Below are 11,289 nucleotides of genomic sequence, written 5' to 3'. Positions count from 1 at the left end.
CCTTCACGGCTCGCTTCGCATCGCTTGGGGGCTCGCTTTGCATCGTGCTGGCAAAGGGCAGCGCCTTCATATTTCCGGGGCTTGCCCTCTGCCTGCCGCCCTTTGCTTTACCGCAAGCTGATGGTCGTATTCACTCCATCGTTTACCGTCGCGTCGTCGAACCAGCGTGCGGTCACGGTCTTGGTCTGGGTATAGAACTGCACCACCTGCTTGCCGTAGGGGCCCAGGTCGCCCAGCTTGGAGCCGCGCGAGCCGGTGAAGCTGAAGTAGGGCACGGGTACCGGGATGGGGATGTTGATGCCGACCTGGCCGACGTCGATCTCGCTCTGGAACTTGCGGGCCGCAGCGCCGCTTTGGGTGAATACGCCGGTGCCGTTGCCGAAGGGGTTGCGGTTGACCAGCGCGATGGCTTCGTCGAGTGTGTCGACTGCGATCACTACCAGCACCGGGCCGAAAATTTCCTGCGTGTAGATGGACATTTCCGTGGTGACGTCGGCGAATACGGTCGGGCCGATGAAGTTGCCGTCGGGGTAGCCGGGTACCTGCACGTTGCGGCCGTCCAGCAGCAGGGTGGCGCCCTCGCGCTCGCCGGCTTCGATCAGGCCGGTTACACGTTGTCTGGCCGCTACCGATACCACCGGGCAGACATCGACACCGGGCTCGCTGCCGGCGCCGACCTTGAGCGTCCTGGCCTTGGCGACCAGATCGGGCAGCCAGTCGCGTGCGGCGCCTACCAGCACCGCCACCGAGGTTGCCATGCAGCGCTGGCCGGCGGCGCCGAACGCCGCGCCGGCCAGGGCGTTGAGGGTGTGCTCGCGGTGCGCGTCGGGCAGTACCACGGCGTGGTTCTTGGCGCCCATCATCGATTGCACGCGCTTGCCGTGCGCGCCGGCCAGGTTGTAGACGTGGGTGCCCACGGCGGTGGAGCCGACGAAGGAAACGGCCTTGATGTCCGGGTGCGTGCACAGGGCATCGACCACCTCGCGCGCGCCGTGCACGACGTTGAGCACGCCGGCCGGCACGCCCGCTTCGACGGCCAGCTTGACCAGTTCCATGGTGGACAGCGGATCCTGTTCCGACGGCTTGAGCACGAAGGTGTTGCCGCACACGATCGCCATCGGGAACATCCACAGCGGGATCATGGCCGGGAAGTTGAACGGCGTGATGCCGGCGCAGACGCCGATCGGCTGCTGCAGGGTGTAGGTATCCACGGTGGCCGCCACGTTCTCGGCAAAGCCGCCTTGCTGCAGCGTGCCGATAGAGCAGGCGTGCTCCACCACTTCCAGGCCGCGGAAGATATCGCCTTCGGCATCGGCCAGGGTCTTGCCCTGCTCGGCGGTGAGGATGGCGGCGATGCGCTTGCTGTGTTCGCGGATGAGCGCCTGGTACTTGAGCATGATGCGCAGCCGCGCGCCCAGCGGCGTGTGGCGCCAGGTGGCAAAGGCGTGATGCGCCGCGCCGACGGCCGCATTGACTTCGGCCGCCGTGGCCAAAGGAACCTGCGCCAGTACTTCCTGCGTGGCGGGATTGACCACCGGGCGGAACTCGGTGGCGGCGGACTCCACCCACTCGCCGTTGATCAACAGCTTGACGGTGGGCACGGCGGCGGTGTTTGCGGAAGCGGGCTGGGCACTCATTGGGTGGTCTCCGTCGGTTCTGGGTTTTGGTGGGTCAATGCTGGAAAGGAGCAGGCACGCCGCTCAAAGGGTGCGCGCGATCAGCATGCGCTGGATCTCGCTGGTGCCTTCGTAGATCTGGGTAATGCGGGCGTCGCGGTAGTGCCGCTCGACCGGGTAGTCTTCCAGGTAGCCGTAGCCGCCGTGGATCTGCAGCGCCTTGGAGCACACGCGTTCGGCCAGTTCAGAGGCGTAGAGCTTGGCCTGCGAGGCTTCCGACAGGCAGGGCTGGCCTGCGGTACGCATATGCGCGGCGCGGTGCACCAGCAGGCGCGCGGCGTTCAGCTCGGTAGCCATGTCGGCCAGCATGTTGGCAATCGGCGGGTGCTCGCGCAGCGGGCGGCCGAACTGCACGCGCTCGGCGGCATAGCGGCAGGCGGCTTCGAAGGCGGAGCGGGCGATGCCGAGCGCTTGCGCGGCGATGCCGATGCGCCCGCCTTCCAGGTTCGACAAGGCAATGCGCAGGCCTTCGCCGGGCTCGCCGAGCAGCGCGTCGTGCGGCACGCGGCAGTCTTCCAGCGTGATGGCGCAGGTGTCGGAGGCGCGGATGCCGAGCTTGCGTTCCGGCGCGTGCACGATGAAACCGGGTGTATCGGTAGGCACGACAAAGGCGGACAGGCCGCGCTTGCCTTGCTCCGGCTCGGTGGCGGCAAACACGATGGCCACGCCGGCGCGCTGCCCGTTGGTGACGAATTGCTTGGAGCCGGACAGCACCCAGCCGTCGTCGGTGGCGCGGGCACGGGTGCGCAGGTTATGCGCCTCCGAGCCGGCCTGCGGCTCGGTCAGGCAGAACGCGCCGATCATCTCGCCGCTGGCCAGGCGAGGCAGGTAGCGCGCCTTCTGCGCCTCGGTGCCGTAGTGCAGGATGGGACCGCAGCCCACCGAGTTGTGCACGCTCATCAGCGTGGCGCAGGCGGCGCAGCCCGCGGCGATCTCCTCGATGGCCAGCGCATAGGCGATGTAGTCGGTATACGTGCCGCCCCATTCCTCTGGCACGATCATGCCGAGCAGGCCGAGCGCGCCCATTTCCGCCACGACCTCCGGCGGCAACTGGCCGGCACGGTCCCAGGCCGCGGCGTCCGGCGCCAGCCGTTCGCTGGCGAAGGCGCGCGCGGTGTCGCGGATCATGGCTTGCTGTTCGCTGAATTCTTGGTGCATGGCGGCTCGGGTTGCGCCGGGACCGGCGTGGGGTTGGCACGCGATCGCGGCGTCTGGCGGTTGGTCGGGTGGCCCGCTGTGGGCGGGGGGCATGGCAGCAAGTGTAGGAAGACAGCGGGGGCGCTCCTATGCCAGAATCCGCCAACCTTGCTGAACTCGTTTGCCACTGCCGGCAAGCCAGGGCAGGCAAACCGAACCGTACCGATCGTTGCATTCCATGGAAAAACACAGCGTCGCCATTTGCTTCGTGCATCACGCCATCGCAGGCCTGCGAGCGCGCGGTATCGCGCCGGAGCCGGTGTTGCAGGCCGCGGGCATCGCGCCGGCGCTGCTGGCGGTGCCGCAGGCGCGGGTGTCCGCCGCAAGCTACAGCGCCCTGTGGCTGGAAGTGGCCGCCGCGCTCGACGATGAATTCTTCGGCCAGGATTCGCGCCGCATGAAATGCGGCAGCTTTGCCATGCTGTGCCACGCCGTCGCGGGCAGCAAGACGCTGGCGCAGGGGCTGGAGCGGGTGGTGCGCTATTTCGGGCTGCTGCTCGACGATATCGGCGTGCGCCTGGAGCGCGAAGGCGGCCAGGGCGGCGGCGGGACGGGCCAGCGCCGGCGGGCGGCGCTGGTGCTCACGGCGCCATCGGCACGGCCGCCGGGCGTGTTTGCCCAGGAGACCATGCTGATCATGCTGCACGGGTTGATGAGCTGGCTGCTGCGCCGGCGCGTGCCGGTCCTGCTGGCGGCGTTCAGCTATCCCGAGCCGGCCTACAGCGCGGAATACCGGCTGATGTACTCGCGCCACCTGGCGTTCGGCCAACCGGCCACGGCGCTGGTGTTCGACGCGGCCTGGCTGGACCAGCCGGTCCACCAGGACGAGCGCAGCCTCAAGGCCTTCCTGCGCGACGCGCCCCACAACGTGGTGGTCAAGTACAGCGACCGGGGCAGCATCATGGCCCGCGTGCGCCGCCAGTTGCGTGCCCAGCCGCCGGAACAGTGGCCCACCTTCGACCGGCTGGCGCACGATGTCCATATGTCGTCATCGTCGTTGCGGCGCCGGCTGATGGAGGAGGGCGGCACCTACCAGCAACTGAAGGACGAACTGCGGCGCGATCTGGCCATCGAGGCGCTCAGCCACTCCAGCCGCCCGCTGGCGGAGATCGCCGCCGAACTTGGTTTTGCCGAGCCCGGGGCTTTCCACCGCGCGTTCCGCCGCTGGACCGGGCTACGGCCGGGCGCGTATCGGGCCACGACGCCCGCGATGCCCTAACGGCGCTGGCGCTCGCCGGATGGGGCCGTGGCGGAGGGTTGCGCCGCCTGTGCCGGAGCGGCGTGCGGCATGACGTCAGGGGCAGCCGTATGCGGCAGCACGCGGTTGCGCCCCGAGAGCTTGGCCATATAAAGCGCGGTATCGGCGCGCGCGGTGAGTTCCGGCAGGCTCTCGCCGGGCTGCCATGCGGCATAGCCGCCGCTCACGGTATAGCGCACCGTGCCGAACGGGCCGCCAACGGGGCTGGCTCCGGCCAGCGAGCGGATGCGCTCCGCGACGTGGCGGGCGTCCTCCAGCGAGCTGGCGGGCAACAGCACGACGAATTCCTCGCCGCCCATGCGGCCGATGCGGTCGGGCGCGCGCAGGCTGGCGGTGACAAGCCGCGCGAACTCGACCAGCACGGCGTCGCCGGCGGCATGGCCGAACGTGTCGTTGACCGACTTGAAGTGGTCGATGTCGACGATCAGCAGCACCGGCGGGTGCCCGCCCCGGGCGGCGCGGGCAAGTTCGCGCCTGGCTTCCTCCTCGAAAGCCTTGCGCGACATGGTGCCGGTCAGGTAGTCGCTGTTGGCGATGGCTTCGAGCCGGCGCACCATCGCATCGTGGATCATCAGCACCGCGCCCATGGTGAGACCCGGTGTGGCCATCGCACCCAGCACGAGAAAGGCGGCATTCAGTCCGGGCGAGGTCATGGTGGACGGGTCGTCCATGACCGAGAGCGCCGACAAGATGCCGCGCAGGGCATGCGCGGCGGCAAGGAAAAAGGCGAAACCGGCCGTGGTCAGGTAGTGGCTGGTGGGGCGGGCGCGCGGGCGGTAACGCACCAGCACGTACCCCACGCAGGCGCACAGCACGGCATGGAATACCGAAACGACGACAACGCGCGCGTTGAAGTCATTGTAGATATAGCGCCACGTCACGACGCCGGCCACCACGGCGAGGGTCGCCGCTGCCATTGCCCGCCAGGGCGGCTCGCGCCCGCAGAAGCGCGCGATGCCGGCGTGGAACAGCGCCAGCGCCCACGCCAGCGCGCCGTTGGCTACCACGATCGACAGGATATCGGGGATCCGGCCACGCAGCGTAAACAGCACGAGCGCCACCATGGCCGTCAGGTTGGCCTGCCACCAATGCCTCACGCCGGGCTGGCCGCAGCGGCGCAGCGACCAGACGATCGCCAGCATCATGACGCTGAGCAGCGTCGTGACGGCTAGCAGGGCGAACGGGTCCGACATCTGCTGAATTCCTCCGGTTGTGTCGCCTGAGTGTGGCGGGGCGCCCGGACGGGCGCGAAGCTCCGGAGAATACCCTAGCGGCGTCGCCGCTACCCACCTACGCACGAGGGGGGTAGCCCGTTGACATGCCGCTGCGCTGTCCGGCCCGGCGGCTAGAATGGCAGGCAGGCGCGTTGATCGGTACGGCGCATCAATATCCCGACGCTTGCCGTACTGCGGTCATCCGGCTCTTCTCCTCTTCTCCTCTTGTTTTCATTGCCGCAGCCTGGAACACCATGCAACAGATCAGATTTGACCTCGGCGACTTGCAGGCCATGGTGGCGGTGGTCGAGCAAGGCGGCTTTCGCGCTGCGGCCGAAGCCCTCAGCCTGTCCCAGCCGGCGCTGTCGCGCCGCATCGAGAAACTGGAGGCGGCGCTTAACGTCAAGCTGTTCGAGCGCACCACGCGCCGCGTCACCCTTACCGTGGTGGGACGGGAATTTGTTGGCAAGGCGCGCGCGTTGCTGGCGGAAGTGGAGTCCTCGCTACTTGGTATCGGCGATGCCGCCACGGCGCGAGCCGGCGAAGTGACCGTCGCCTGCGTGCCCTCGGCCGCGCATTATTTCCTGCCGGCGGTGATCGGGCGTTTTCATGCGCAGTATCCGAATGTCCGCGTCAAGATGGTGGACGAGGGCGCTAACGTCGTCCTGCACAGCGTGGCCAGCGGGGAGGCGGATTTCGGCCTGAACTTCATCGGCACGCAGGAAGCCGATCTGCTGTTCGAACCGTTGCTGCGCGATCCGTTTGTGCTGGCCTGCCGCGGCGACCATCCGCTGGCGCGGCGGCGCTCGGTGAAATGGGCCGAACTGGCCGGGCACACGCTGGTGGCCCTGGCCAAGTCCAGCGGCAACCGCCTGATGCTGGATCTCGCCCTGGCGGAGGCGCCGCGGCGGCCGGCGGCCTTTTACGAGGTACGCCACGTCAGCAGCGTGCTGGCGCTGGTGGAGGCCGGCCTGGGCGTGGCGGCGGTGCCACGGCTGGCGCTGCCCGACGGCGATCGCTCGGGGCTGGCTGCCGTGCCCCTGCGCGAGCCCGCGGTCTCCCGCATGCTGGGGATCCTGCGGCGCCGGGGTCGCGTGCTGTCGCCGCATGCGCAGGCGTTGTACGAGATGGTCGCGCAGGCGGTGCCAGGGCGGGGCCGGGCGCGGGCATTGATGCGTGAAAGCGATCAAAGCTAAAAAAGATTGCATTATCGCGGCGCGCGGCGCCTGCATAGAATGACCTGCCTGCCCTCGGAGACCGATGCGGGCAGGTCTTTTGTCTTTTTTCTGTTCCCGTTTCCCGTTTCCCATTTCAATGCCCATCGAGAGCGCATATGCCCATGTCGTCCGCCGCAGTGCCCAGCCCCGTCGTCACGTCCCTCCGCAGTCATCCTTCGAACTCCCATGATTCCCGCAAGCGGCCGTTGCTGGCGCTGGTGCTGGCCGGCGTGGCCAGCCTTGCGCTGGGCGCCGGCAATGCACTGGCCGAGGAGGTCAAGGTCATGAACTCGGGCGGCTTCACCGCAGCCTACAAGGCACTCGGACCCGGCTTCGAGAAGGCCACGGGCAATACCTTGTCAACCGCGTGGGGCCCGTCGATGGGCAAGTCTCCCGAGGCGATTCCCAACCGGCTCTCGCGCGGCGAGCATGCCGATGTGGTGATCATGGTTGGCTACGCACTGGATGAATTGATCCGGCAAGGCAAGGTGGTGCCGGATAGCCGGGTAGCCCTGGCCGATTCGCGCATCGGCCTGTCGGTGCGCGCCGGCGCGCCAAAGCCGGATATCAGCACGGTGGATGCGTTCCGCAAGACGTTGCTGGAGGCGCGCTCCATTGCCTATTCCGATAGCGCCAGCGGTGTGTATGTCGAGAAGGAGATGTTCAGGAAACTGGGTATCGAGGAACAGGTCAAGGGGCGCGCCCATATGATCGAGAAGATTCCCGTGGGCAGCGTGGTGGCGCGGGGCGACTATGAGATCGGCTTGCAGCAGGTCAGCGAGTTGCTGCCGGTGGAGGGGACCACGTTTGTCGGGAAGATTCCGGAGGCGGTGCAGCAGGTGACCAGCTTTGCGGCGGGTGTGCCGGTGGGCGCGGAGCATCCGGAGGCCGGGCGCGCGTTGATTCGATATCTGGCTTCGCCCGCGGCAAGAGGGGAGATCGAGCGGAGCGGGATGGATGCGGTTGTGGAGGATAAGCGGGAGCAGTGAGAGGGCGCGCGGGGCGCTGGTTGCGCGGGCTGGCGCTGGCCCCCGGCAGGTCTGCTGCGGTGAGAGGAAACTTCATTCTGAAGCGGACTCTTAGCGTGGCCAGCCCGCAGCGCGTCTTGTGGCAAAACAATCCGGCCGGATGGTATGATCCGCGCCCATGACACAAGCACACCGCCGAAAGAAGCAGCCCGACGTGCTGCGCCCGCAGCTATTGCAATCCGCGGCCCAGCTCGCCCTCGAATCCGGCCTGCGCGCCGTGACGCTGGATGCGGTGGCGGCGCGTGCCGGCGTCAGCAAGGGTGGCCTGCAGCATCATTTCCGCAACAAGCAGGCGCTGCTGGACGCGCTCTTCGACGACGCGGTTGAGACATTCAACGCCGATGTGGCCGCTGCAATCGCCAGCGACGCGCAGGCCGAGGGCCGCGCGGCGCGGGCCTATATGCGGGCGACGTTGAAGGAGGAGAGGAAAGAGGACGCCGCCAGCTATCTGCATCTGCTGTTGGCGCTGATGCTGACCGACGCCGATACGCGCGATCGCTGGGCACCACGCATTGCCGAAATCGCAAGCCCCGATCCCCTGCCCGCGGCAGAGGCGGCGAGGCTGATGATTTGCCGCCTGGCTGCCGACGGGCTGTGGCTCGCCGACCTGCTGGGCAGCCAGTCGATGGATGCCGGCCTGAGGGCGGAGGTCCTGCGCCAGCTGGACCAGATGACGCGGAGCCAGCCGCAATGAACGCACGATCGAACGCCCGGTTGAATACCCGACCGAATGCCCAACTGAATACACAGCCAAACGCTCAGCTCAACGCCTGGCAGGACGCTGACGCGGATCTGCACCGCGCCATCGACGCGGCCCGCGAGGCCCTGCTGAGCCACCAACATGGCGACGGCCACTGGTGCTTCGAACTGGAGTCGGATGCCACCATTACCGCGGAGTACATCCTGATGATGCACTTCGTGGACGAGATCGATGCCGACTTGCAGGCGGCGATGGCGGTCTACCTGCGAAGCATCCAGAGGCAAGACCGTCATGGTGGCTGGGACCAGTACCACGGCGGCGCGCTCGACGTGTCGTGCAGCGTCAAGGCCTATTTCGCGCTGAAGGCGGCCGGCGACGACCCCGATGCCCCGCACATGGTCCAGGCCCGCCGCGCCATCCTGGCGCAGGGCGGGGCCGCCAAGGCCAATGTCTTCACCCGCATCCTCCTGGCCACGTTCGGGCAGGTGCCTTGGCGCGCCACGCCCTTCGTGCCGGTCGAGCTCATCCTGTTCCCTCGCTGGGCGCCGGTGCATCTGGACAAGATGGCCTACTGGGCGCGCTCCACGCTGGTGCCGCTGACGGTGCTGTGCTCGTTGCGGGCCAAGGCCGCCAATCCGCACGGTGTCGGGGTCAGCGAGCTGTTCGTCACGCCGCCCGAGCGCGAGCGGCACTATTTCTCCCGCGAGGGCCTGATGCGCAAGGCCTTCCTGGTGGCCGACAAGCTGGCCCGCGCGATCGAGCCGCTGATTCCCTCCGCGGTGCGCCGGCGGGCCATCGCCCGGGCGCAAGCCTGGTGCGTGGAGCGCATGAACGGCGAGGATGGCCTGGGCGGCATCTTTCCGCCGATGGTGTACTGGTACGAGATGATGGCGCTGCTCGGCGTGCCGAAGACCGATCCGGCACGCGCAACCTGCCTGGCCGCCATCCGCAAGCTCGTGGTGCGCCGCGCCGACGGCTCGGCCTATTGCCAGCCCTGTCTGTCACCGGTGTGGGATACCGCCTGGAGCATCATGGCCTTGCAGCACGCCGGCACCGACGCGCGCACACAGCAGGCGGTGCAGCGCGCCTACGACTGGCTGGAAGTACGGCAGGTGCGAGACCTGCGCGGCGATTGGGGCAAGCACGTGCAGGCGTCGGTGCAGCCCGGCGGCTGGGCATTCCAGTACGCCAATGCCTATTATCCGGACATCGACGACAGCGCCGTGGTGGCCGCCATGCTGGCTGTGCGTGCACGCCGTGTCGGCCCGCCCGAGCGCTACCAGGACGCGGTCGCGAGCGCCGTGAAATGGATGGTGGGCCTGCAATCGCGCAATGGCGGCTTTGGCGCCTTCGATGCCAACTGCGACCGCGAGTACCTGAACCGCATCCCCTTCGCCGACCATGGCGCCCTGCTGGATCCGCCCACCGAGGACGTTTCCGGCCGCGTGCTGCTATGCATCGGCCTGAGCGGAAACCGCGAAACGCACGCCGCCGCCGTCGAGCGCTGCGTGGCCTATCTGCGCCGCACGCAGCGCGCCGACGGCGCCTGGTGGGGGCGCTGGGGCAGCAACTACATCTATGGCACGTGGAGCGTGCTGGCGGGCCTGGCGCTGGTGGGCGAGGACGTGCGCCAGCCCTATATCCGCAAGGCAGTCGACTGGCTGCTACGCTGCCAGCACGCCGACGGCGGATGGGGCGAGACCAACGACAGCTACTTCGACCCGTCGCTGGCGGGCACCAATGGGGGCGAGAGCACGCCCAACTGCACCGCCTGGGCGCTGCTGGCCCTCTTCGCCGTGGGCGAGGTGGATACGCCCGCGGTGCGCAGGGGCATCGCTTACCTGCTGGACTGCCAGGCTGGCAACGGCCTCTGGCAGCATCCGTCGCACAATGCGCCGGGGTTCCCCCGCATCTACTATCTCAAGTACCACGGCTACACCGCCTATTTCCCGCTATGGGCGCTGACGCGCTACCGTCAGCTGGCAAGGCGTCCGGCGGCGAAGTAGGCCCCGGGGCGGCCGGTACGCTCAGGTACGCCTGCGCGGCCAGCTTCGCATCGCGGGCTGGCTTGGCCCGCCCGCAGGGGGCGCTCCGTACGGCTACAACCGGCGAGGCGCGTGCTCGCATTTCCCGACTTGCCAGTCCCTAATACCCAGCTAGACGAGGTTGAGCCGCCGCGCGCAGGAGCTGAGGTGAAGTTGCCCGCGCCTCGCGCATCGGCGAACCGATGCGCCTGCTGGTGGGCAGCAACGGCGTGAATGGAACAAGCACTTCGGCTGCCACCGTCGCTCGATCAACGATCAATAGGGCGGTGCGCCGTGATTGGTAGCATGGATGCCCGTTGAAAAAAATAGGACGAGTAAACAACGGAGCGAAGACCATGACGGATCCGGATGAACAACGGAACGCCTGCGGTGGCGCATGCCAGGCATACTTCCTGCGGGTGCCCGGCGAGGCCCATCGAATAATAGGAAATTTCCGAATATTCATTGCGGAAATTCCCCGGTAGCATGCCTGCCGCATCAGAGCGGATCGAGAAATTTCACGGCATTTTGCATTCCGATTTTCGAATAGGCACTGGCATTTCGTCATCGTTTCACGGGCTGCCGCCATACTGCCGTAGCTGCGCACACGCCACCAGAAAGGCGTCTCACGAAGGTAATGTCATTCCGAGCATGCCGGCATGCAGCCCCGCCTTCCATCGTTGGCATTGCGACTAAACGGTGATCCATAACGGAAATTGTTTTTAAATTTCTTCAAAGAATAGGACACGTCCGATTGATCATTTCCGCACTCACCCAGTAGCATGTTTGGCGAATCGGGCCAGCGCGCCAAGCTCACAGCGTTTTGCAACCCGGACTTCGAATAGACGTGGTTGCATGGTGTGCCGCGATGCAAAGCATCGAGTCACTTGTCGTTCCTGGCGTGCGCAACCAATCCGCCACGTGCCGCGAAGCGGCAGACGTGCCAACGGAGAAGACATGGGCGTTATCGACGAA

Annotated in this window: 8 protein-coding genes; 5 read left to right on the top strand and 3 right to left on the bottom strand. The window is 67.3% G+C overall.

The genetic code is table 11. The features are described 5' to 3' along the window. Positions 1–107 precede the first annotated feature (107 nt). Both CF70_RS16890 and CF70_RS16885 read right to left on the bottom strand, forming a co-directional pair. Positions 108–1,637 carry a CoA-acylating methylmalonate-semialdehyde dehydrogenase gene (locus tag CF70_RS16890; RefSeq protein WP_035866953.1) on the bottom strand — a complete coding sequence of 510 codons (1,530 nt, stop codon included), beginning with the start codon at positions 1,635–1,637 and terminating at the stop codon, positions 108–110. A gap of 63 nt (positions 1,638–1,700) precedes the next feature. Next, positions 1,701–2,834, bottom strand: coding sequence for an acyl-CoA dehydrogenase family protein (locus tag CF70_RS16885; protein ID WP_035866951.1), 1,134 nt, complete (start codon positions 2,832–2,834; stop codon positions 1,701–1,703). Positions 2,835–3,051: 217 nt separating this feature from the next. Between CF70_RS16885 and CF70_RS16880 the strand changes: the two genes are divergently transcribed. Beyond that, positions 3,052–4,092, top strand: a complete 1,041-nt coding sequence (locus tag CF70_RS16880) for an AraC family transcriptional regulator (protein ID WP_035866949.1) — start codon at positions 3,052–3,054, stop codon at positions 4,090–4,092. Here the strand turns inward: CF70_RS16880 and CF70_RS16875 are convergent. Further along, positions 4,089–5,324 carry a sensor domain-containing diguanylate cyclase gene (locus CF70_RS16875; RefSeq protein ID WP_063830473.1) on the bottom strand — a complete coding sequence of 412 codons (1,236 nt, stop codon included), beginning with the start codon at positions 5,322–5,324 and terminating at the stop codon, positions 4,089–4,091. The genes CF70_RS16880 and CF70_RS16875 overlap by 4 nt on opposite strands. 275 nt (positions 5,325–5,599) lie before the next feature. On the opposite strand from CF70_RS16875, the gene CF70_RS16870 reads away from it, so the two are divergent. The 4 genes from CF70_RS16870 to shc all read left to right on the top strand — a co-directional run bounded on the left by CF70_RS16870 (position 5,600) and on the right by shc (position 10,296). Then, on the top strand, positions 5,600–6,541 hold the full coding sequence (locus tag CF70_RS16870) for a LysR family transcriptional regulator (RefSeq protein WP_035866947.1): 942 nt from the start codon (positions 5,600–5,602) through the stop codon (positions 6,539–6,541). A gap of 143 nt (positions 6,542–6,684) precedes the next feature. Further along, positions 6,685–7,551: a substrate-binding domain-containing protein gene (locus CF70_RS16865; protein WP_081862214.1), complete on the top strand. Its 867-nt coding sequence runs from the start codon at positions 6,685–6,687 to the stop codon at positions 7,549–7,551. A gap of 157 nt (positions 7,552–7,708) precedes the next feature. Then, positions 7,709–8,284 carry a TetR/AcrR family transcriptional regulator gene (locus CF70_RS16860; RefSeq protein WP_051648577.1) on the top strand — a complete coding sequence of 192 codons (576 nt, stop codon included), beginning with the start codon at positions 7,709–7,711 and terminating at the stop codon, positions 8,282–8,284. Beyond that, positions 8,281–10,296, top strand: coding sequence for a squalene--hopene cyclase (gene shc / locus CF70_RS16855; RefSeq protein WP_081862213.1), 2,016 nt, complete (start codon positions 8,281–8,283; stop codon positions 10,294–10,296). Before CF70_RS16860 ends, shc begins: the two co-directional genes overlap by 4 nt. Positions 10,297–11,289 lie beyond the last annotated feature (993 nt).

Source organism: Cupriavidus sp. SK-3 (assembly GCF_000611145.1).
Lineage (GTDB): Bacteria > Pseudomonadota > Gammaproteobacteria > Burkholderiales > Burkholderiaceae > Cupriavidus.
The sequence above is the reverse complement of the archived record's forward strand: the minus strand, read 5'-3'. Positions and strand labels throughout refer to the sequence as shown.

Excerpts from the sequence above, each read along its gene's own strand:
- CF70_RS16890 (WP_035866953.1), bottom strand. The coding sequence starts at position 1,637 with ATGAGTGCCCAGCCCGCTTCCGCAAACACCGCCGCCGTGCCCACCGTC.
- CF70_RS16870 (WP_035866947.1), top strand. The coding sequence starts at position 5,600 with ATGCAACAGATCAGATTTGACCTCGGCGACTTGCAGGCCATGGTGGCG.
- CF70_RS16865 (WP_081862214.1), top strand. The coding sequence starts at position 6,685 with ATGTCGTCCGCCGCAGTGCCCAGCCCCGTCGTCACGTCCCTCCGCAGT.
- shc (WP_081862213.1), top strand. The coding sequence starts at position 8,281 with ATGAACGCACGATCGAACGCCCGGTTGAATACCCGACCGAATGCCCAA.
- CF70_RS16880 (WP_035866949.1), top strand. The coding sequence starts at position 3,052 with ATGGAAAAACACAGCGTCGCCATTTGCTTCGTGCATCACGCCATCGCA.
- CF70_RS16860 (WP_051648577.1), top strand. The coding sequence starts at position 7,709 with ATGACACAAGCACACCGCCGAAAGAAGCAGCCCGACGTGCTGCGCCCG.
- CF70_RS16875 (WP_063830473.1), bottom strand. The coding sequence starts at position 5,324 with ATGTCGGACCCGTTCGCCCTGCTAGCCGTCACGACGCTGCTCAGCGTC.
- CF70_RS16885 (WP_035866951.1), bottom strand. The coding sequence starts at position 2,834 with ATGCACCAAGAATTCAGCGAACAGCAAGCCATGATCCGCGACACCGCG.